Here is a 21,844-nt window from a genome sequence, read left to right as displayed (position 1 = left end):
CCTAGCCCTTAGACTTCCACAGCGCGTTCGAGAACATCAACCAGCGCCCAAGACTTGGTCTTGGCCATCGGACGAGTTTCACGAATAGTGACTTTGTCGCCGATGTGGCACTGATTGGTTTCGTCGTGCGCGTGCAGCTTAGTCGAACGCTTAACGTATTTACCGTAGATCGGGTGCTTAACGCGACGCTCGATCAGAACGGTGATGGTTTTGTCCATCTTGTCGCTGACAACACGGCCAGTCAGCGTACGGACAGTTTTTTCGGCTTCAGCCATGATTACTTACCTGCCTGCTGGTTGAGCACAGTTTTCACGCGAGCGATGTCACGCTTAACTTGCGAGAGCAGATGAGACTGCCCCAACTGGCCAGTTGCTTTCTGCATACGCAGATTGAACTGGTCGCGCAGCAGGCCGAGCAGTTGCTCGTTCAGCTGCTGTGCTGATTTTTCACGAAGTTCATTCGCTTTCATCACATCACCGTCCGCTTAACAAAGGAGGTGGCGAGCGGCAGCTTTGCAGCAGCCAGGGCGAAAGCCTCACGCGCCAGCTCTTCAGAAACACCCTCGATTTCATACAGGACTTTGCCTGGCTGAATCTGGGCAACCCAGTACTCCACGTTACCCTTACCTTTACCCATCCGAACTTCGAGTGGCTTCTTGGTGACAGGCTTGTCCGGGAATACACGGATCCAGATCTTGCCGCCACGTTTTACGTGACGGGTCAAAGCACGACGCGCTGACTCGATCTGACGAGCGGTGAGACGACCACGAGCAACAGACTTCAGCGCGAACTCGCCGAAGCTGACTTTGCTACCGCGCAATGCCAGGCCACGGTTGTGACCGGTCATCTGCTTGCGGAACTTCGTACGCTTTGGTTGCAACATTTGGCGTACCCCTTACTTAGCAGCTTTTTTACGAGGCGCTGGTGCTTGTGGCTTCAGCTCTTCTTGGCGACCACCAATTACTTCGCCTTTGAAGATCCAAACCTTTACACCGATCACACCGTAGGTGGTGTGAGCTTCGTAGTTGGCATAGTCGATGTCGGCACGCAGGGTGTGCAGTGGCACACGACCTTCGCGATACCATTCAGTACGTGCAATTTCAGCACCGCCGAGACGACCGCTCACTTGGATTTTGATGCCTTTGGCACCAATGCGCATTGCGTTCTGTACAGCGCGCTTCATAGCGCGACGGAACATTACGCGACGCTCCAGCTGCTGAGCTACGCTCTGCGCAACCAGCATACCGTCGAGCTCCGGCTTGCGGATCTCTTCGATATTGATGTGCACAGGCACACCCATTTGCTTGGTCAGGTCCTGACGCAGTTTCTCAACATCTTCACCCTTCTTCCCGATAACGATACCTGGACGAGCGGTGTGGATGGTGATACGTGCAGTCTGTGCCGGACGATGGATATCGATACGGCTTACGGACGCGCTTTTTAGTTTGTCTTGGAGATACTCACGCACCTTCAGATCAGCGAACAAGTAGTCCGCATAAGTCCGACCGTCTGCGTACCAGACGGAGGTGTGCTCCTTGACGATTCCCAGGCGAATGCCAATGGGATGTACTTTCTGACCCATCTCTTCGACTCCGTTACTTGTCAGCAACCTTGACAGTGATATGGCAAGACCGCTTGACGATGCGATCAGCACGGCCTTTGGCACGCGGCATGATGCGCTTCAGCGAACGCCCTTCGTTGACGAAAACAGTGCTGACCTTCAGGTCATCAACGTCTGCGCCTTCGTTATGCTCGGCGTTGGCTACGGCCGACTCCAGCACTTTCTTCATGATCTCGGCGGCTTTCTTACTGCTGAAAGCCAACAGGTTGAGCGCTTCGCCCACCTTCTTCCCGCGGATCTGGTCGGCGACCAAGCGGGCTTTCTGGGCGGAGATTCGAGCGCCCGACAACTTAGCGGCTACTTCCATTTCCTTACCCCTTAACGCTTGGCTTTCTTGTCAGCCACGTGCCCACGGTATGTGCGGGTACCGGCGAACTCGCCCAGTTTGTGGCCGACCATGTCTTCGTTCACGAGAACTGGGACGTGTTGGCGACCGTTGTGTACTGCGATGGTCAAACCGACCATTTGTGGCAGGATCATCGAACGACGCGACCAGGTCTTAACTGGTTTGCGATCGTTCTTTTCCGCCGCCACTTCGATCTTCTTCAGTAGGTGAAGATCAATAAAAGGACCTTTTTTCAGAGAACGTGGCACTGTCGTATCCCTCTATTTACTTGCGACGACGGACGATCATTTTGTCGGTACGCTTATTACCACGAGTCTTCGCGCCCTTAGTCGGGAAGCCCCATGGCGATACCGGATGACGACCACCAGAGGTACGACCTTCACCACCACCATGTGGGTGGTCAACCGGGTTCATGGCAACACCACGAACGGTTGGGCGAACGCCACGCCAGCGCTTGGCACCAGCTTTACCCAACGAACGCAGGCTGTGCTCGGAGTTCGAGACTTCGCCCAGGGTCGCACGGCATTCAGCCAGTACTTTACGCATCTCACCAGAACGCAGACGCAGGGTCACGTAGACACCTTCACGAGCGATCAGCTGAGCCGAAGCACCAGCGGAACGAGCGATCTGCGCGCCTTTACCTGGCTTCAATTCGATGCCGTGTACGGTGCTACCAACTGGAATGTTACGCAGTTGCAGAGCGTTGCCCGGCTTGATCGGCGCCAAGGCACCTGCGATCAGCTGGTCACCAGCACTCACGCCTTTAGGGGCGATGATGTAGCGACGCTCGCCATCTGCGTACAGCAGCAGAGCGATGTGAGCAGTACGGTTTGGATCGTATTCGATACGCTCGACGGTGGCAGCGATGCCATCCTTGTCGTTGCGACGGAAGTCGACCAGACGATAATGCTGCTTATGACCACCACCGATGTGACGAGTGGTAATACGGCCATTGTTGTTACGACCACCAGACTTCGATTTTTTCTCGAGCAGCGGTGCGTGAGGAGCGCCTTTATGCAGCTCCTGGTTGACCACCTTGACCACAAAACGGCGGCCAGGGGAAGTCGGTTTGCATTTAACGATTGCCATGATGCACCCCTTCCTTACTCAGCACTGCTGCTGAAATCGAGATCTTGGCCTGGCTGAAGGGAGATAACTGCCTTCTTCCAGTCATTACGCTTGCCCAGACCGCGAGCAGTGCGCTTGCTTTTACCCAGAACGTTCAGGGTAGTCACGCGCTCTACTTTCACGCTGAACAGGCTTTCGACGGCCTTCTTGATTTCCAGCTTGGTTGCGTCGGTAGCAACCTTGAAAACGAACTGGCCTTTCTTGTCTGCCAGAACCGTAGCCTTCTCGGAAACGTGCGGGCCAAGCAGAACTTTAAATACGCGTTCCTGGTTCATCCCAGCAGCTCCTCGAATTTCTTCACGGCCGACACGGTGATCAACACCTTGTCGTATGCGATCAGACTGACCGGATCGGAACCCTGCACGTCACGAACGTCGACGTGTGGCAGGTTACGAGCAGCCAGGTACAGGTTCTGATCAACAGCATCAGACACGATCAGGACGTCAGTCAGGCCCATGCCGTTCAGCTTGTTCAGCAGATCTTTGGTTTTCGGTGCTTCAACAGCGAAGTCCTGAACCACGACCAGACGATCAGTACGCACCAGCTCAGCAAGGATGGAACGCATTGCTGCGCGATACATCTTCTTGTTCAGCTTCTGGGAGTGATCCTGAGGACGAGCCGCGAAAGTGGTACCGCCGCCACGCCAGATTGGGCTACGGATAGTACCGGCACGAGCACGGCCAGTACCTTTCTGACGCCATGGGCGCTTGCCGCCACCGGAAACGTCGGAACGGGTCTTTTGCTGCTTGCTACCTTGACGGCCGCCAGCCATGTAGGCCACGACTGCTTGGTGAACCAGCGTCTCGTTGAATTCGCCGCCAAATGTCAGTTCGGAAACTTCGATCGCTTGAGCGTCATTTACATTTAATTGCATGTCAGCTTCCCCTTAACCGCGAGCCTTGGCTGCTGGACGTACAACCAAGTTGCCGCCAGTAGCGCCAGGAACAGCACCCTTGACCAACAACAGATTGCGTTCAGCGTCCACGCGCACTACTTCGAGGGACTGCACGGTCACGCGCTCAGCGCCCATATGACCGGACATTTTTTTGCCCTTGAATACACGACCAGGAGTCTGGCACTGGCCGATAGAGCCTGGAACGCGGTGGGATACGGAGTTACCGTGGGTATTATCTTGCCCGCGGAAGTTCCAACGCTTGATCGTACCCTGGAAGCCTTTACCCTTGGACTGACCGGTCACATCAACCAGTTGGCCAGCGGCAAAAATTTCAGCGTTGATCAGATCGCCGGCCTGGTACTCGCCTTCTTCAAGGCGGAATTCCATTACGGTACGACCAGCGGCAACGTTCGCCTTGGCGAAGTGGCCAGCCTGAGCTGCTGTTACACGCGAAGCGCGACGCTCGCCGACAGTGACTTGCACTGCACGATAGCCATCGGTCTCTTCAGTTTTGAACTGGGTGACGCGATTCGGCTCGATCTCAATGACCGTGACCGGAATGGAGACACCTTCTTCGGTGAAAATACGGGTCATACCGCATTTACGACCGACTACACCAATAGTCATGTTGTAAACCTCATGAGTGTACGGGGCTTTCACCCGCTATGGCCGCCCATTTCAGAGCGTTACACGACTAAGACCGAGTCTTAGCCGAGGCTGATCTGCACTTCCACACCGGCCGCAAGATCAAGCTTCATAAGTGCATCAACGGTTTTATCCGTTGGCTGGACGATGTCCAGAACGCGCTTATGAGTACGGATCTCGTACTGGTCACGCGCGTCTTTGTTGACGTGCGGGGAGACCAGAACGGTGAACCGCTCTTTACGGGTAGGCAGTGGAATTGGACCACGCACTTGAGCACCAGTACGTTTCGCGGTTTCCACGATTTCCTGGGTGGATTGGTCGATCAGGCGATGATCAAAAGCCTTCAACCTGATACGGATTTGCTGATTTTGCATTGGATTTCAGACTCCGGCTGCTATTCCCACCGGGCGCAATACGCCCGTTAAAAGGAGGCGCAATTCTATAGACGCCCCCGATAGGTGTCAACCCAATAAAAAAGCCCCCGCTAAGCGGGGGCCCTTTCAACTCATCAAGCTGACTCTATAAGAGACTTACTCGATGACTTTGGCTACGACGCCAGCGCCGACGGTACGACCGCCTTCACGGATAGCGAAACGCAGACCGTCTTCCATCGCGATGGTCTTGATCAGGGTAACAGTCATCTGAATGTTGTCACCTGGCATTACCATTTCAACGCCTTCTGGCAGCTCGCAGTTACCAGTCACGTCAGTTGTACGGAAGTAGAACTGTGGACGGTAGCCTTTGAAGAACGGAGTATGACGACCACCTTCTTCCTTGCTCAGAACGTAAACTTCTGCAGTGAACTTGGTGTGCGGCTTGACGGTGCCTGGCTTGACCAGAACCTGGCCACGCTCAACGTCGTCACGCTTGGTGCCACGCAGCAGCACGCCGCAGTTCTCGCCAGCACGACCTTCGTCAAGCAGCTTGCGGAACATTTCAACGCCGGTGCAGGTAGTTTTCTGAGTGTCGCGCAGACCGACGATCTCAACTTCTTCCTGAATGCGGACGATGCCACGCTCAACACGACCAGTCACAACAGTACCGCGACCAGAGATCGAGAACACGTCTTCGATTGGCATCAGGAACGGCTTGTCGATAGCACGCTCTGGCTCTGGGATGTAGCTGTCCAGAGTTTCCACCAGCTTCTTGACAGCGGTGGTGCCCATTTCGTTGTCGTCTTGGCCGTTCAGAGCCATCAGAGCCGAACCGATGATGATTGGAGTGTCATCACCTGGGAAGTCGTAAGTGCTCAGCAGGTCGCGCACTTCCATCTCAACCAGTTCCAGCAGCTCAGCGTCATCAACCATGTCTGCCTTGTTCAGGAAGACAACGATGTACGGAACGCCCACCTGACGGGACAGCAGGATGTGCTCACGAGTTTGTGGCATCGGACCATCAGCAGCCGAACAAACCAGGATCGCGCCGTCCATCTGGGCAGCACCGGTGATCATGTTTTTTACGTAGTCGGCGTGACCCGGGCAGTCAACGTGTGCGTAGTGACGCACGGACGAATCGTATTCAACGTGAGCAGTGTTGATGGTGATACCGCGAGCTTTCTCTTCCGGGGCGCTATCGATCTTGTCGAAGTCAACCTTGGCCGAACCGAAAACTTCGGAGCAGACACGGGTCAGAGCAGCGGTCAGCGTGGTTTTACCGTGGTCAACGTGACCAATGGTGCCAACGTTGACGTGCGGTTTGTTCCGTTCAAATTTTTCTTTAGCCACGACAATTAACTCCTAGCTTAAAGGGGCTGAATCAGCCTTGTTTTTTGGTAACAGTCTCGACGATATGCGACGGAGCTGTATTGTATTTTTTGAATTCCATAGAGTAGCTTGCGCGACCCTGAGACATGGAACGAACGTCGGTCGCGTAACCGAACATTTCACCCAACGGAACCTCAGCACGAATCACCTTGCCGGAAACCGTATCTTCCATACCCAGAATCATGCCACGACGACGGTTAAGGTCGCCCATGACATCACCCATGTAGTCTTCAGGCGTAACGACCTCTACCGCCATGATCGGCTCAAGCAACTCACCACCGCCCTTCTGGGCCAATTGCTTGGTTGCCATGGAAGCAGCCACCTTAAACGCCATCTCGTTGGAGTCGACGTCATGGTAAGAACCATCGAACACAGTCGCCTTCAGGCCGATCAGCGGATAGCCGGCGACAACGCCGTTCTTCATCTGCTCTTCGATACCCTTCTGGATCGCCGGGATGTATTCCTTAGGAACCACACCACCTACAACTTCGTTCACGAATTGCAGACCTTCCTGACCTTCGTCAGCCGGTGCAAAACGGATCCAGCAATGACCGAACTGGCCACGACCACCGGATTGGCGAACGAACTTACCTTCGATTTCACAGTTCTTCGTGATGCGCTCACGATAGGAAACCTGAGGCTTACCGATGTTGGCTTCGACGTTGAACTCACGGCGCATCCGGTCAACCAGGATGTCCAGGTGCAACTCGCCCATGCCCGAGATGATCGTCTGACCAGTCTCTTCATCAGTCTTGACGCGGAAAGACGGGTCTTCCTGAGCAAGTTTGCCCAGAGCGATACCCATTTTTTCCTGGTCGTCCTTGGTCTTAGGCTCAACGGCAACCGAAATAACCGGCTCCGGGAAGTCCATGCGAACCAGGATGATTGGCTTGTCGCCACTGCACAAAGTTTCACCCGTGGTGACGTCCTTCATGCCGATCAAGGCCGCGATGTCGCCAGCGCGCACTTCCTTGATCTCTTCGCGGGCGTTTGCGTGCATTTGCACCATACGGCCTACGCGCTCTTTCTTGCCTTTTACAGAGTTGATCACGCCGTCGCCGGAGTTCAACACGCCCGAGTAAACACGGACAAATGTCAAGGTACCCACGAATGGGTCGGTAGCGATCTTGAACGCCAAGGCCGAGAACGGCTCGTTGTCGTCTGCATGACGCTCCAGCTCGACAGTCTCGTCATCCGGGTCGGTACCCTTGATGGAAGGAATGTCGGTCGGCGCAGGCAGGAAGTCGATAACGGCGTCGAGAACCAGGGGAACACCCTTGTTCTTGAAGGAAGAACCGCAAACAGCCAGAACGATTTCGCCAGCGATAGTACGCTGACGCAGAGCGGCCTTGATTTCCTCGTTGGTGAGCTCTTCACCCTCGAGGTATTTGTTCATCAGCTCTTCGCTGGCTTCGGCCGCAGCCTCAACCATGTTGCTGCGCCATTGCTCGGCTTCTTCCAGCAATTCAGCAGGAATGTCCTTGCGAACAGGAACCATGCCTTTGTCAGCATCGCTCCAGTAGACCGCTTGCATGTTGATCAGATCGATCTGACCCTGGAAGTTGTCTTCGGCACCGATAGCCAGCTGGATAGGCACTGGAGTGTGACCCAGACGCTGCTTGATCTGACCGATCACGCGCAGGAAGTTGGCACCAGCACGGTCCATCTTGTTCACATAAACAAGACGCGGAACGCCGTATTTGTTGGCTTGACGCCATACGGTTTCCGACTGAGGCTCAACACCCGAGGTGCCGCAGAATACAACCACAGCGCCGTCGAGTACGCGCAGGGAACGCTCAACTTCAATAGTGAAGTCAACGTGGCCCGGGGTATCGATGACGTTGAAGCGGTGCTCGTCCTTGTACTGCTTCTCGGAACCCTTCCAGAAAGCGGTAATGGCAGCAGAAGTAATGGTAATACCACGCTCCTGCTCCTGCACCATCCAGTCGGTGGTCGCGGCGCCATCATGCACCTCGCCCATCTTGTGACTTTTGCCGGTGTAAAAAAGGACGCGCTCGGTGGTGGTGGTTTTACCAGCATCCACGTGAGCAACGATACCGATGTTACGGTAGCGATTAATCGGTGTAGTACGAGCCATAAAGCCCTCGCAAATTGAGTGACGCTAAAATTAGAAGCGGTAGTGCGAGAAAGCCTTGTTGGCTTCAGCCATACGGTGCACGTCTTCACGCTTCTTAACTGCAGCACCTTTACCTTCAGCAGCGTCCAACAGTTCGCCAGCCAAACGCAGGGCCATGGACTTCTCACCGCGCTTGCGGGCGAAGTCTACCAACCAGCGCATTGCCAGGGCGTTACGACGGGACGGACGAACTTCGACCGGAACCTGGTAAGTAGCACCGCCTACACGGCGCGACTTCACTTCGACCAGCGGAGCGATGGCGTCGAGAGCTTTCTCGAAGATTTCCAGGGGATCGCTGTTCTTGCGTTCCTTAACTTTGTCCAGTGCGCCATAAACGATACGCTCGGCAACGGCTTTCTTGCCGCTTTCCATTACGTGGTTCATGAACTTGGCGAGAATCTGGCTTCCGTATTTCGGATCGTCCAGAATCTCACGTTTGGCTGCTACGCGACGTCTTGGCATTGATAAGCCCTCAAACGGTCTTCAGGTTAGCCCGGGACAGCAGATGCGTGCCCGACCTTACTCTTATCGACTCAATAAAATTAAAAACTGCAAAACGGCCGATTATTTCGGACGCTTGGTACCGTACTTCGAACGACCCTGGTTACGACCTTTAACACCGGAAGTATCCAAAGAGCCGCGAACGGTGTGGTAACGAACACCTGGCAAGTCTTTTACACGACCGCCGCGGATCAGCACCACGCTGTGTTCTTGCAGGTTGTGGCCTTCACCGCCGATGTACGAGGAAACCTCGAAACCGTTGGTCAGACGCACACGGCATACTTTACGCAGTGCCGAGTTAGGTTTTTTCGGCGTGGTGGTATACACACGGGTGCATACGCCACGACGTTGCGGGCAGTTCTGCAGCGCAGGCACGTCGGATTTCTCGACGATACGCTTACGCGGCTGACGTACCAGCTGGTTGATAGTTGCCATCTACTAGCTCCACTGTTGTCTTGCGACGCTATTGTCTTACAAGAAAAGCAAAATGGCAGGAACGAATTCCCGCCAAATTTAGGGGATCAAGAGTCTAAAGAGGATCTTGCCCCCAGTCAAGGCAAGGCCCCGACCTCCCCGCCCGCCGGATCTCGACGATTTGTCTCGATCCGCCGAACGGGGCGACCAGGGCCTGGCACTCAATTACTGCAGAACTCAGTTACCACTCGAGTTCAGTGCTTCGGTCAGTGCAGCTTCCACTTCACTGGCGCTTACGCGCAACGGCTTGTCAGCATCACGGCGACGCTTGCGCTCGCTGTGATAGGCCAAGCCGGTACCGGCCGGGATCAGACGACCCACGACCACGTTTTCTTTCAGGCCGCGCAGGTAATCGCGCTTGCCGGTTACCGCCGCTTCGGTCAGTACGCGAGTGGTTTCCTGGAAGGAAGCCGCCGAGATGAACGATTCGGTGGACAACGACGCCTTGGTGATACCCAGCAGCACGCGAGTGAACTTGGAGACAAACTTGTCTTCAGTCGACAGGCGCTCGTTTTCCACCAGTACGTGAGTCAGTTCCATCTGGTCGCCCTTGATGAAACTCGAGTCGCCGGATTCAGCGATCTCGACCTTACGCAGCATCTGACGCAGGATGGTCTCGATGTGCTTGTCGTTGATCTTCACGCCTTGCAGACGATAAACGTCCTGGATCTCGTTCACGATGTACTTGGCCAGCGCACTCACACCCAGCAGACGCAGGATGTCGTGTGGATCGCTCGGACCGTCCGAGATAACTTCGCCGCGGTTTACCTGTTCGCCTTCGAAGACGTTCAGGTGACGCCACTTCGGAATCAGCTCTTCGTACGGATCGCTACCGTCGTTCGGTGTAATGACCAGGCGACGCTTGCCCTTGGTCTCTTTACCGAACGCGATGGTGCCGCTGACTTCAGCCAGAATCGAGGCTTCTTTCGGACGACGGGCTTCGAACAAGTCGGCAACACGCGGCAGACCACCGGTGATGTCGCGGGTTTTCGAAGTTTCCTGCGGGATACGGGCGATAACATCACCGATCGCGATCCGCGCACCGTCCGCAACACCGACCAAGGCGTTGGCTGGCAGGAAGTACTGAGCGATTACGTCAGTGCCTGGCAGCAACAGATCCTTGCCGTTGTCGTCGACCATCTTCACAGCAGGACGGATGTCCTTGCCGGCAGCTGGACGATCTTTTGCATCGAGTACTTCAATGTTGGTCATACCGGTCAATTCGTCGGTCTGACGCTTGATCGTGATGCCTTCTTCCATGCCCACGTAGGTCACGGTACCCTTCATTTCGGTAACGATCGGGTGAGTGTGCGGGTCCCACTTGGCCACGATGGCGCCAGCGTCGACCTTGTCACCTTCCTTGACCGAAATCACAGCACCGTACGGCAGCTTGTAGCGTTCACGCTCACGACCGAAGTCATCAGCGATGGCCAGCTCACCGGAGCGGGATACAGCAACCAGGTGACCATCCACGCGCTCAACGTGCTTCAGGTTGTGCAGACGGACGGTACCGCCATTCTTCACCTGAACGCTGTCGGCTGCGGAGGTCCGGCTTGCCGCACCACCAATGTGGAACGTACGCATCGTCAGCTGGGTACCCGGCTCACCGATGGACTGGGCAGCGATAACGCCGACCGCTTCACCGATGTTCACCTGGTGACCACGTGCCAGGTCGCGACCGTAGCACTTAGCGCAGATACCGTAGCGAGTTTCGCAGCTGATCGGCGAACGTACGATCACTTCGTCGATGCTGTTGAGCTCGATGAACTCGACCCACTTCTCGTCAACCAGGGTGCCCGCAGGAACGATCACGTCCTCGGTACCCGGCTTGAATACGTCACGGGCGATGACACGACCCAATACGCGCTCACCCAACGGCTCTACAACGTCACCGCCTTCGATGTGCGGAGTCATTACCAGGCCATGCTCGGTGCCGCAATCGATCTCGGTCACGACCAGATCCTGGGCAACGTCTACCAGACGGCGAGTCAGGTAACCGGAGTTCGCCGTTTTCAACGCGGTATCCGCAAGACCCTTACGAGCACCGTGAGTGGAGATGAAGTACTGAAGTACGCTCAAACCTTCACGGAAGTTCGCGGTAATCGGGGTCTCGATGATGGAACCGTCCGGCTTGGCCATCAGGCCACGCATACCGGCGAGCTGACGGATCTGCGCAGCAGAACCCCGTGCGCCCGAGTCGGCCATCATGTACATCGAGTTGAACGACTCCTGGTCGACTTCGTTGCCGTGACGGTCGATGACTTTCTCTTTCGAGAGGTTAGCCATCATCGCCTTGGATACTTCGTCGTTCGCCTTGGACCAGAGGTCGATCACCTTGTTGTACTTCTCGCCCTGGGTTACCAGGCCGGAGGCGTACTGACTTTCGATCTCTTTCACTTCTTCGGTAGCAGCACCGATGATGCGGGCTTTTTCATCCGGGATAACGAAGTCGTTAACACCGATGGAAACACCGGAAATGGTCGAATAGGCAAAACCGGTGTACATCAACTGGTCAGCGAAGATCACGGTCTCTTTCAGACCAACCACGCGGTAGCACTGGTTGATCAGCTTGGAGATCGCCTTTTTCTTCATTGGCAGGTTGACGACGTCGTAGGACAGGCCTTTTGGCACAACCTGGAACAACAGCGCGCGGCCGACAGTGGTGTCGACGATACGAGTGTTGGTCACGCTGCCGCCGTCACGATCGTTCACGGTTTCGTTGATCCGCACCTTGACCTTGGCGTGCAGTGCGGCTTCGCCGGCACGGAACACACGGTCAACTTCCTGCAGATCCGCGAACACACGACCTTCGCCCTTGGCGTTGATCGCTTCACGCGTCATGTAGTACAGACCCAATACAACGTCCTGCGACGGAACGATGATTGGCTCACCGTTAGCTGGCGACAGGATGTTGTTGGTCGACATCATCAACGCACGCGCTTCCAACTGGGCTTCCAGTGTCAGCGGTACGTGCACGGCCATCTGGTCGCCGTCGAAGTCGGCGTTGTACGCAGCACAGACCAACGGGTGCAGCTGGATAGCCTTACCTTCGATCAGTACTGGTTCAAACGCCTGGATACCCAGACGGTGGAGGGTCGGCGCACGGTTGAGCAGGACCGGGTGTTCGCGAATGACTTCAGCGAGAACGTCCCAGACCTCTGGCAGTTCGCGCTCGACCATTTTTTTGGCCGCTTTGATGGTGGTCGCAAGACCACGCATTTCCAGCTTGCCGAAAATGAACGGTTTGAACAGCTCCAGGGCCATTTTCTTTGGCAGACCGCACTGATGCAGACGCAGGGTCGGGCCTACGGTAATGACCGAACGACCGGAGTAGTCAACACGCTTACCGAGCAAGTTCTGACGGAAACGACCCTGCTTACCCTTGATCATGTCAGCCAGGGATTTCAGAGGACGCTTGTTGGAACCGGTGATAGCGCGACCACGACGACCGTTGTCGAGCAGTGCGTCGACCGCTTCCTGCAACATACGCTTTTCGTTGCGCACAATGATGTCCGGAGCGGACAGATCGAGCAGACGCTTCAAGCGGTTGTTACGGTTGATCACTCGACGATACAGATCGTTGAGGTCGGACGTCGCGAAACGACCGCCATCGAGCGGAACCAGTGGACGCAAGTCTGGCGGCAGAACCGGCAGAACAGTCAGTACCATCCACTCTGGCAGGTTGCCGGAACCCTGGAAGGCTTCCATCAACTTCAGACGCTTGGACAGCTTCTTGATTTTGGTTTCGGAGTTGGTTTGCGGAATTTCTTCGCGCAGACGGCCAATCTCGTGCTCCAGGTCGATAGCGTGCAGCAGTTCGCGGACAGCTTCGGCACCCATGCGGGCATCAAAATCGTCGCCGAACTCTTCCAGCGCTTCGAAGTACTGCTCGTCGTTGAGCAGCTGACCTTTTTCAAGGGTGGTCATGCCTGGATCGATAACGACATAGCTCTCGAAGTAGAGAACACGTTCGATATCACGCAGGGTCATGTCCATCAGCAGGCCGATACGGGACGGCAGCGATTTCAGGAACCAGATGTGGGCAACTGGCGAGGCCAGCTCGATGTGCGCCATGCGCTCACGACGAACTTTTGCCAGCGCGACTTCAACGCCGCACTTCTCGCAGATCACGCCACGGTGCTTCAAGCGCTTGTACTTACCGCACAGGCACTCGTAATCCTTGACCGGGCCAAAGATCTTGGCGCAGAACAGGCCGTCACGCTCAGGTTTGAACGTACGGTAGTTGATGGTTTCCGGCTTTTTAACTTCACCGAACGACCACGAACGGATCATCTCAGGCGAGGCCAATCCAATGCGGATGGCGTCGAACTCTTCGACTTGACCCTGGTTTTTCAGCAAATTCAGTAGGTCTTTCAAGGCCTTTCCTCCTGGCGGAGCAGAGAGCGGGCAAAACAGCCCCGCTCTCGATTCGCGTCACGTGTTATTCGGTTTCCAGATCGATATCGATGCCGAGGGAACGAATTTCCTTGATCAACACGTTGAAAGACTCGGGCATGCCCGGCTCCATACGGTGATCGCCGTCCACGATGTTTTTGTACATCTTGGTCCGGCCGTTCACATCGTCCGACTTCACTGTGAGCATTTCTTGCAGAGTGTATGCAGCACCGTACGCTTCCAGTGCCCAGACCTCCATCTCCCCGAAACGCTGACCACCGAACTGCGCCTTACCACCCAGCGGCTGCTGGGTAACCAGGCTGTAAGAACCGGTAGAACGAGCGTGCATCTTGTCGTCTACCAAGTGGTTCAGCTTCAGCATGTACATGTAGCCAACGGTAACCGGGCGCTCGAACTTGTTGCCGGTACGGCCGTCGAACAGCTGCATCTGGCCGCTTTCTGGCAGGTCTGCCAGTTTCAGCATGGCCTTGATTTCGCTTTCCTTGGCACCGTCGAACACCGGAGTAGCCATTGGAACGCCGCCGCGCAGGTTCTTCGCCAGATCCAGGATTTCCTGGTCGGAGAAGGTGTCCAGCTCTTCGTTGCGACCGCCGATCTCGTTGTAGATCTCGTGCAGGAACTTACGCAGGTCAGCGACCTTGCGCTGCTCTTCGATCATGCGGTTGATCTTCTCGCCCAAGCCTTTGGCCGCAAGGCCCAGGTGGGTTTCAAGGATCTGCCCAACGTTCATACGCGAAGGTACGCCCAACGGGTTGAGGACCACATCGACCGGGGTGCCATTGGCATCGTGCGGCATGTCTTCAACCGGCATGATCACGGAGACCACACCTTTGTTACCGTGACGACCGGCCATCTTGTCGCCCGGCTGGATGCGGCGACGGATTGCCAGGTAAACCTTGACGATTTTCAGCACGCCTGGAGCCAGGTCATCGCCCTGCTGCAGTTTGCGCTTCTTGTCTTCGAACTTGTCATCCAGCAGACGGCGGCGATCAACGATATAGGCCTGGGCCTTCTCGAGCTGCTCGTTCAGAGCATCTTCAGCCATGCGCAGTTTGAACCACTGGCCATGCTCAAGACCGTCGAGAACTTCGTCGGTGATTTCCTGACCTTTCTTCAGGCCGGCGCCGCCTTCGGCTTTGTGGCCGACCAGAGCGGAGCGCAGACGCTCGAAAGTTGCGCCTTCGACGATACGGAACTCTTCGTTCAGGTCCTTGCGGATCTCGTCGAGTTGAGTCTTCTCGATCGACAGTGCACGAGCATCACGCTCAACGCCGTCGCGAGTGAAGACCTGTACGTCGATGACGGTACCCTTGGTGCCGGTAGGCACGCGCAGGGAGGTGTCTTTAACGTCGCTGGCTTTTTCACCGAAGATGGCACGCAGCAGTTTTTCTTCCGGAGTCAGCTGGGTCTCGCCTTTCGGAGTGACCTTGCCCACCAGGATGTCGCCTGCACCTACTTCAGCACCTACGTAAACGATACCGGCTTCGTCCAGTTTGTTCAGTGCAGCTTCACCCACGTTAGGGATGTCCGCAGTGATTTCCTCTGGGCCAAGCTTGGTGTCACGGGCCACACAGGTCAGTTCCTGGATGTGGATCGTGGTGAAGCGGTCTTCCTGAACCACACGCTCGGACAGGCAGATGGAGTCTTCGAAGTTGAAGCCGTTCCATGCCATGAACGCGATGCGCATGTTCTGACCCAGCGCCAGTTCACCCATATCGGTGGACGGACCGTCGGCCATGATGTCGCTGCGCTGAACCCGATCACCCTTGCTCACCAGCGGACGCTGGTTGATGCAGGTGTTCTGGTTGGAGCGGGTGTATTTGGTCAGGTTGTAAATGTCGACACCGGCTTCGCCAGTTTCAACTTCGTCATCGGCAACACGAACCACGATACGGCTTGCGTCAACAGAGTCGATCACACCACCACGACGAGCCACGACGCAAACGCCGGAGTCACGGGCAACGTTACGCTCCATGCCGGTACCTACCAGCGGCTTGTCGGCACGCAGGGTTGGTACAGCTTGACGCTGCATGTTCGAACCCATCAACGCACGGTTGGCGTCGTCGTGCTCGAGGAACGGGATCAGCGACGCTGCAACCGAAACTACCTGCTTGGGCGATACGTCCATCAAGGTGACGTCTTCCGGCGCCTTGACGGTGAACTCGTTCAAGTGACGAACAGCTACCAGCTCGTCGACCAGGACCTTCTTGTCGTTCATCGTGGCCGAAGCCTGGGCGATCACGTGATCAGCTTCTTCGATGGCGGACAGGAACACGATCTCGTCGGTAACCAAGGCGTCTTTCACCACGCGGTACGGGCTCTCGAGGAAGCCGTATTGGTTGGTACGCGCATAGGCAGCCAGGGAGTTGATCAGACCGATGTTCGGACCTTCCGGCGTTTCGATCGGGCATACACGACCGTAGTGAGTCGGGTGTACGTCACGAACTTCGAAGCCTGCACGTTCACGGGTCAGACCGCCCGGGCCGAGTGCGGAGACACGACGCTTGTGCGTGATCTCGGACAGCGGGTTGTTCTGGTCCATGAACTGGGACAGCTGGCTCGAACCGAAGAACTCCTTCACCGCCGCAGCCACAGGCTTGGCATTGATCAGGTCTTGCGGCATCAGGCCTTCGCTTTCAGCCATCGACAGGCGTTCCTTGACCGCACGCTCTACGCGCACCAGGCCAACACGGAACTGGTTCTCGGCCATTTCGCCGACACAGCGAACACGACGGTTACCCAGGTGGTCGATGTCATCGACGATGCCCTTGCCGTTACGGATGTCGACCAGGGTCTTGAGGACGGCAACGATGTCGTCCTTGTTCAGTACACCCGAACCTTCGATTTCGGTACGACCGATACGACGGTTGAACTTCATCCGACCGACCGCAGACAGGTCATAGCGCTCAGGGCTGAAGAACAGGTTGTTGAACAGGGTCTCGGCGGCATCCTTGGTTGGCGGCTCGCCAGGACGCATCATGCGATAGATTTCGACCAGGGCTTCCAACTGGTTGCCGGTGGAGTCGATCTTCAGCGTGTCGGAGATGAACGGACCGCAGTCGATGTCGTTGGTGTACAGCGTCTCGATGCGAACGACCTGGGCCTTGGCGATTTTTGCCAGGATCTCGGTGTTCAACTCGGTGTTGCACTCTGCCAGGATTTCGCCGGTGGCCGGATGCACGATGACCTTGGCCGTGGTGCGACCCAGGACGTAGTCCAGAGGCACCTGCAGCTCTTTGATCCCGGCTTTCTCCAGCTGGTTGATGTGGCGAGCAGTGATACGACGACCCTGCTCGACAATAACCTTGCCTTTGTCATCCTGGATGTCGAGGACAGCGATTTCACCGCGCAGGCGCTGAGGCACCAGTTCCAGGCTGAGGTTTTCACCCTGCACATGGAAGACGTTGGTGGTGTAGAACGCGTCCAGCACTTCTTCGGTGGTATAGCCGAGCGCACGCAGCAGTACCGATGCAGGCAGCTTGCGACGACGGTCGATACGCACGAATACGCAGTCTTTCGGGTCGAACTCGAAGTCCAACCACGAACCGCGGTAAGGAATGATGCGCGCGGAGTAAAGCAGTTTGCCGGAGCTGTGCGTCTTGCCACGGTCGTGGTCGAAGAACACGCCCGGAGAACGGTGCAGCTGGGAAACGATTACACGCTCGGTACCATTGATTACGAAGGTACCGTTCTCAGTCATCAGGGGGATTTCACCCATGTAGACTTCTTGCTCTTTGATGTCCTTGATCGCTTTGTTCGACGATTCTTTGTCGAAAATGATCAGGCGCACTTTTACCCGCAAAGGTACGGCGTAAGTAACACCGCGCAATACGCATTCTTTGACATCAAATGCCGGTTCGCCCAGGCGATAACCGACGTACTCCAGCGCAGCATTGCCGGAGTAGCTGATGATCGGGAAAACGGATTTGAAGGCCGCATGCAGGCCCACGTCGCGGAACTGATCTTTAGTCGCTCCCGCTTGCAAGAATTCACGATACGAATCCAGCTGGATGGCCAGGAGGTACGGCACATCCATGACGTCCGGCAACTTGCTAAAGTCCTTGCGGATACGTTTTTTCTCAGTATATGAGTAAGCCATCAGCGTTCCCCAGCTTGGTCACCTGCTTGTTTGGCCCCTCCCGACGGGAGCAGCCAGAAAATCGTGCAAACCCCATGGTTTGCGCCACCACATCGGGTGGTTACAGCTCGCTATCGGCACCGACCCAGTCGGCTGCCAATAACGGAAAAAGGCCGGTGGCAAGAGCCACCAGCCATCAGCCTGTCGCTTAACGCTCGGGCTGGAGACGCAAAGTCGATGCTTACTTCAGCTCGACTTTAGCGCCTGCTTCTTCCAGAGCGGCCTTGGCTTTGTCAGCTGCATCTTTGGCAACAGCTTCCAGAACCATGGCAGGAGCGCCGTCAACTACAGCCTTGGCTTCTTTCAGGCCCAGACCGGTCAGTTCACGTACTGCCTTGATCACGTTTACTTTCTTCTCGCCAGCTTCGGTCAGCATGACGTTGAACTCGGTTTGCTCTTCAGCAACGGCAGCAGCAACAGCTGGACCAGCGGAAGCAGCAGCAGCGGTAACACCGAATTTTTCTTCGAAAGCTTTGATCAGCTCAACAACTTCCATTACGGACATGTTGCCAACGGCTTCGAGGATATCGTTTTGAGAGATAGACATGACTCTAAATTCCTGGATTGGGGGACGGCCTACGCGACCATCGAAATAAACAAAAAACGCGAAAAGGAGTGTCGAGCCTTAGGCTGCGGCAGCTTCTTTCTGGTCGCGCAGTGCCGCCAGAGTACGAGCCAATTTGCTGGTTGCGCCTTGAATCACGCTCATCAGCTGAGAAATTGCTTCGTCACGGGTCGGCAGAGTTGCCAGTACGTCGATCTGGTTAGCTGCGAGGAACTTGCCCTCGAACGCAGCTGCCTTAATCTCGAACTTGTCCTGACCTTTGGCGAACTCCTTGAACAAACGGGCAGCAGCGCCAGGATGTTGGGTGGAGAACGCGATCAAGGTCGGGCCGGTGAACACGTCGTTGAGGACACTGTATTCAGTGTCAGCAACAGCGCGCTTGAGCAGGGTGTTACGTACAACACGTACGTAAACGCCAGCTTCACGAGCCTCTTTACGGAGTCCGGTCATAGCGCCTACTGTTACGCCACGGGCATCAGCCACGACAGCGGACAGAGCAGCTTTGGCAGCCTCGTTGACTTCAGCGACGATGGCCTTCTTGTCTTCGAGTTTAATTGCCACGGGTTTAACTCCTGCTTGTTACCGTTTCATCCGGTCGAAACCGAATGTCGTTTTGGTGTCTGATTCGGTAAGGAACCGGGAGCACCATCTGCGTAGGCTTGTGGTTTAAGACTTGCGTCGCCTACGGTCTTGGACAGCCCCCGCCAGGCAGGGACCCCAATTTTTTGGTTGGCGCAATTACTTGCGCCAACCTGAGTCTTACGCGTCGAGCGAGCTCTGATCGATGACCAGGCCTGGCCCCATAGTGGTGCTCAGGGTAACGCGCTTGACGTAGATACCTTTCGAAGAAGCTGGCTTGATACGCTTCAGATCAGCGATCAGGGCTTCAACGTTTTCCTTCAGCTTGACGGCGTCGAAGCCGATCTTGCCAACGGAAGTGTGGATGATGCCGTTTTTGTCGGTGCGATAACGAACCTGACCAGCCTTGGCGTTTTTAACCGCGGTGGCTACGTCTGGCGTTACGGTGCCGACTTTAGGGTTAGGCATCAGACCACGTGGACCAAGGATCTGACCCAGCTGACCTACAACGCGCATGGCATCCGGGGATGCGATCACTACGTCATAGTTCAGGTCGCCGCCCTTCATTTCAGCAGCCAGATCGTCCATGCCTACGCGATCAGCGCCAGCGGCCAGAGCAGCTTCAGCCGCTGGGCCCTGGGTGAAGACAGCTACACGAACGGTCTTGCCAGTGCCGTGCGGCAGCACGGTAGCGCTACGAACGACCTGGTCGGATTTACGCGGGTCAACGCCCAGGTTTACAGCAACGTCGAACGACTCGCTGAACTTGACAGTCGACAGCTCAGCCAGCAGAGCGGCGGCGTCTACAAAGTTGTAGGCCTTGCCTGCTTCGATTTTGCCGGCGATAGCCTTTTGACGCTTGGTCAGCTTAGCCATTACACACCCTCCACGTTAAGGCCCATGCTACGAGCAGAACCGGCGATAGTACGCACGGCTGCATCCATATCAGCTGCAGTCAGATCCGCGTTTTTGGTTTTCGCGATTTCTTCCAGCTGAGCACGGGTAACGGTGCCAACCTTAACGGTGTTTGGACGAGCGGAACCGCTGGTCAAACCTGCAGCCTTCTTCAGCAGAACCGAAGCTGGGGTGCTTTTTGTTTCAAAAGTGAAGCTACGGTCGCTGTAGACAGTGATGATCACTGGAGTCGGCAGACCTGGCTCAAGACCCTGAGTACGGGCGTTGAAGGCCTTGCAGAACTCCATGATGTTCACGCCGTGCTGACCCAGGGCAGGACCAACAGGTGGGCTTGGGTTAGCCTGAGCGGCCTTCACTTGCAGCTTGATGTAAGCGGTAATTTTTTTGGCCATGAGGCACTCCAATTACGGGTTCGAACGCCTCGAAAGGCTCCCCGGTTACTTGCGCGTTTATCCCAGTGACGACAAAACCCCACAGCCTTGGGCTGCGGGGTTGGGATGCCTGTTCAATCAGACCTTTTCGACCTGACTGAACTCTAGCTCTACCGGAGTAGAGCGACCGAAAATGAGCACTGCCACTTGGATCCGGCTCTTTTCGTAGTTAACCTCTTCAACCGTGCCATTGAAATCAGCGAATGGACCGTCGGTGACGCGTACAACCTCACCTGGCTCAAACAATGTCTTCGGCTTCGGCTTGTCGCTACCATCAGCGACGCGACGCAGAATCGCTTCTGCCTCTTTATCCGTGATCGGCGCAGGCTTGTCGGCGGTACCGCCAATGAAGCCCATCACCCGAGGGGTATCCTTGACCAAGTGCCAAGTCCCTTCATTCATATCCATCTGTACCAGCACATAGCCTGGAAAGAACTTACGCTCACTTTTGCGCTTCTGGCCATTACGCATCTCAACCACTTCTTCAGTGGGGACCAGAATCTCGCCAAAGCCATCTTCCATGCCAGCCAGCTTTACGCGCTCTACCAGCGAGCGCATAACATGCTTCTCATAACCCGAGTAAGCATGCACAACGTACCAACGCTTAGCCACGGGACACCCTTAGCCAACAATCAAGGAAACAAGCCAGCCGAGCAGGGAATCAAGCCCCCACAACAGCAACGCCATTACCAGAACAACAGCCACAACGATCAACGTGGTCTGCGTGGTTTCTTGGCGAGTCGGCCATACGACTTTACGAATCTCAGTGCGAGCTTCCTTAGCGAGTACAAAGAAAGACTTGCCCTTGGCCGTCTGCAGGCCTACAAAGGCAGCAGCAGCGGCAATGGCAAGCAATGCAAGTACACGGTACAGGATCGGCGAAGCAGAATAATACTGATTGCCAACAACGCCAACAACCACCAAAGCGACTACCACTAGCCACTTGAGCAGATCGAAGCGAGAGCCTTGAGCTTCAGCTTTAGGAGTCATCTATGAAGATCCTGTGAAAAGAAAGCCAGACACACTGAGTGAATCTGGCAGGTCAGGAGGGAATCGAACCCCCAACCTACGGTTTTGGAGACCGTCGCTCTGCCAATTGAGCTACTGACCTAAAACAAAATCAGGCCGACCATTATGCCGGCCCGAAAAAGACATTACAACTGTTTACTCGATGACTTTGGCTACGACGCCAGCGCCGACGGTACGACCGCCTTCACGGATAGCGAAACGCAGACCGTCTTCCATCGCGATGGTCTTGATCAGGGTAACAGTCATCTGAATGTTGTCACCT

23 protein-coding genes, 1 tRNA gene and 1 pseudogene are annotated in these 21,844 nt (G+C 55.8%); all 25 read right to left on the bottom strand.

Annotation, left to right across the window (positions count from 1 at the left end; translation table 11 throughout):
- Positions 1 to 8 precede the first annotated feature (8 nt).
- Positions 9 to 275, bottom strand: a complete 267-nt coding sequence (gene rpsQ, locus AACY42_RS18540; RefSeq protein ID WP_003194644.1) for a 30S ribosomal protein S17 — start codon at positions 273 to 275, stop codon at positions 9 to 11.
- 2 nt (positions 276 to 277) lie between these two features.
- Positions 278 to 469 carry a 50S ribosomal protein L29 gene (gene rpmC / locus AACY42_RS18535; RefSeq protein ID WP_002555481.1) on the bottom strand — a complete coding sequence of 64 codons (192 nt, stop codon included), beginning with the start codon at positions 467 to 469 and terminating at the stop codon, positions 278 to 280.
- The gene (gene rplP / locus AACY42_RS18530; RefSeq protein WP_003186052.1) at positions 469 to 882 is read right to left on the bottom strand and encodes a 50S ribosomal protein L16; all 414 of its coding nucleotides are present in this window, start codon (positions 880 to 882) and stop codon (positions 469 to 471) included. The genes rpmC and rplP overlap by 1 nt, the downstream gene beginning before the upstream one ends.
- A gap of 12 nt (positions 883 to 894) precedes the next feature.
- Positions 895 to 1,581, bottom strand: coding sequence for a 30S ribosomal protein S3 (gene rpsC, locus AACY42_RS18525; RefSeq protein ID WP_003176422.1), 687 nt, complete (start codon positions 1,579 to 1,581; stop codon positions 895 to 897).
- Between the two features lie 13 nt (positions 1,582 to 1,594).
- The gene (rplV, locus tag AACY42_RS18520; protein WP_003103908.1) at positions 1,595 to 1,927 is read right to left on the bottom strand and encodes a 50S ribosomal protein L22; all 333 of its coding nucleotides are present in this window, start codon (positions 1,925 to 1,927) and stop codon (positions 1,595 to 1,597) included.
- Between the two features lie 11 nt (positions 1,928 to 1,938).
- Positions 1,939 to 2,214 (bottom strand): 30S ribosomal protein S19, encoded by a 276-nt coding sequence (gene rpsS, locus AACY42_RS18515; protein WP_002555486.1) that lies wholly within the window; start codon positions 2,212 to 2,214, stop codon positions 1,939 to 1,941.
- A 16-nt stretch (positions 2,215 to 2,230) separates the two neighbouring features.
- Entirely contained in the window at positions 2,231 to 3,055 is an 825-nt protein-coding gene (gene rplB / locus AACY42_RS18510; RefSeq protein WP_003186055.1) for a 50S ribosomal protein L2, read from the bottom strand.
- 14 nt (positions 3,056 to 3,069) lie between these two features.
- Positions 3,070 to 3,369, bottom strand: coding sequence for a 50S ribosomal protein L23 (gene rplW, locus AACY42_RS18505; RefSeq protein ID WP_002555488.1), 300 nt, complete (start codon positions 3,367 to 3,369; stop codon positions 3,070 to 3,072).
- On the bottom strand, positions 3,366 to 3,968 hold the full coding sequence (rplD, locus tag AACY42_RS18500; RefSeq protein ID WP_003186057.1) for a 50S ribosomal protein L4: 603 nt from the start codon (positions 3,966 to 3,968) through the stop codon (positions 3,366 to 3,368). The genes rplW and rplD overlap by 4 nt, the downstream gene beginning before the upstream one ends.
- A gap of 12 nt (positions 3,969 to 3,980) precedes the next feature.
- Positions 3,981 to 4,616, bottom strand: a complete 636-nt coding sequence (gene rplC / locus AACY42_RS18495) for a 50S ribosomal protein L3 (protein ID WP_003186059.1) — start codon at positions 4,614 to 4,616, stop codon at positions 3,981 to 3,983.
- Positions 4,617 to 4,696: 80 nt separating this feature from the next.
- A complete protein-coding gene (rpsJ, locus tag AACY42_RS18490; protein WP_003186070.1) occupies positions 4,697 to 5,008 on the bottom strand; it encodes a 30S ribosomal protein S10 in 312 nt (103 codons plus the stop codon).
- A gap of 156 nt (positions 5,009 to 5,164) precedes the next feature.
- A complete protein-coding gene (tuf, locus tag AACY42_RS18485) occupies positions 5,165 to 6,358 on the bottom strand; it encodes an elongation factor Tu (RefSeq protein ID WP_339481469.1) in 1,194 nt (397 codons plus the stop codon).
- A 31-nt stretch (positions 6,359 to 6,389) separates the two neighbouring features.
- Positions 6,390 to 8,495, bottom strand: a complete 2,106-nt coding sequence (gene fusA / locus AACY42_RS18480) for an elongation factor G (protein WP_339481468.1) — start codon at positions 8,493 to 8,495, stop codon at positions 6,390 to 6,392.
- Between the two features lie 30 nt (positions 8,496 to 8,525).
- The gene (gene rpsG / locus AACY42_RS18475) at positions 8,526 to 8,996 is read right to left on the bottom strand and encodes a 30S ribosomal protein S7 (RefSeq protein WP_003186074.1); all 471 of its coding nucleotides are present in this window, start codon (positions 8,994 to 8,996) and stop codon (positions 8,526 to 8,528) included.
- Between the two features lie 102 nt (positions 8,997 to 9,098).
- Positions 9,099 to 9,470, bottom strand: coding sequence for a 30S ribosomal protein S12 (rpsL, locus tag AACY42_RS18470; protein ID WP_003186084.1), 372 nt, complete (start codon positions 9,468 to 9,470; stop codon positions 9,099 to 9,101).
- 216 nt (positions 9,471 to 9,686) lie between these two features.
- On the bottom strand, positions 9,687 to 13,886 hold the full coding sequence (gene rpoC, locus AACY42_RS18465) for a DNA-directed RNA polymerase subunit beta' (RefSeq protein ID WP_339481466.1): 4,200 nt from the start codon (positions 13,884 to 13,886) through the stop codon (positions 9,687 to 9,689).
- Positions 13,887 to 13,950: 64 nt separating this feature from the next.
- A complete protein-coding gene (gene rpoB / locus AACY42_RS18460; RefSeq protein ID WP_013694338.1) occupies positions 13,951 to 18,024 on the bottom strand; it encodes a DNA-directed RNA polymerase subunit beta in 4,074 nt (1,357 codons plus the stop codon).
- 220 nt (positions 18,025 to 18,244) lie between these two features.
- Positions 18,245 to 18,610 carry a 50S ribosomal protein L7/L12 gene (gene rplL, locus AACY42_RS18455; protein ID WP_007970414.1) on the bottom strand — a complete coding sequence of 122 codons (366 nt, stop codon included), beginning with the start codon at positions 18,608 to 18,610 and terminating at the stop codon, positions 18,245 to 18,247.
- Between the two features lie 78 nt (positions 18,611 to 18,688).
- A complete protein-coding gene (gene rplJ, locus AACY42_RS18450; protein WP_003206099.1) occupies positions 18,689 to 19,189 on the bottom strand; it encodes a 50S ribosomal protein L10 in 501 nt (166 codons plus the stop codon).
- Between the two features lie 198 nt (positions 19,190 to 19,387).
- Positions 19,388 to 20,083, bottom strand: a complete 696-nt coding sequence (rplA, locus tag AACY42_RS18445) for a 50S ribosomal protein L1 (RefSeq protein WP_003186095.1) — start codon at positions 20,081 to 20,083, stop codon at positions 19,388 to 19,390.
- Entirely contained in the window at positions 20,083 to 20,514 is a 432-nt protein-coding gene (rplK, locus tag AACY42_RS18440) for a 50S ribosomal protein L11 (RefSeq protein ID WP_003176435.1), read from the bottom strand. The genes rplA and rplK overlap by 1 nt, the downstream gene beginning before the upstream one ends.
- 117 nt (positions 20,515 to 20,631) lie before the next feature.
- A complete protein-coding gene (gene nusG, locus AACY42_RS18435) occupies positions 20,632 to 21,165 on the bottom strand; it encodes a transcription termination/antitermination protein NusG (RefSeq protein WP_003186097.1) in 534 nt (177 codons plus the stop codon).
- A gap of 9 nt (positions 21,166 to 21,174) precedes the next feature.
- A complete protein-coding gene (gene secE, locus AACY42_RS18430) occupies positions 21,175 to 21,543 on the bottom strand; it encodes a preprotein translocase subunit SecE (RefSeq protein ID WP_339481463.1) in 369 nt (122 codons plus the stop codon).
- Positions 21,544 to 21,588: 45 nt separating this feature from the next.
- Positions 21,589 to 21,664, bottom strand: a tRNA-Trp gene (locus tag AACY42_RS18425).
- A gap of 53 nt (positions 21,665 to 21,717) precedes the next feature.
- A pseudogene (locus AACY42_RS18420) lies at positions 21,718 to 21,844 on the bottom strand (hypothetical protein); the annotation flags it as partial.

Origin of the sequence: Pseudomonas sp. RL_5y_Pfl2_73, assembly GCF_963970515.1 — a bacterium.
Lineage (GTDB): Bacteria > Pseudomonadota > Gammaproteobacteria > Pseudomonadales > Pseudomonadaceae > Aquipseudomonas.
This window is presented reverse-complemented; position numbering and strand designations above follow the sequence as displayed.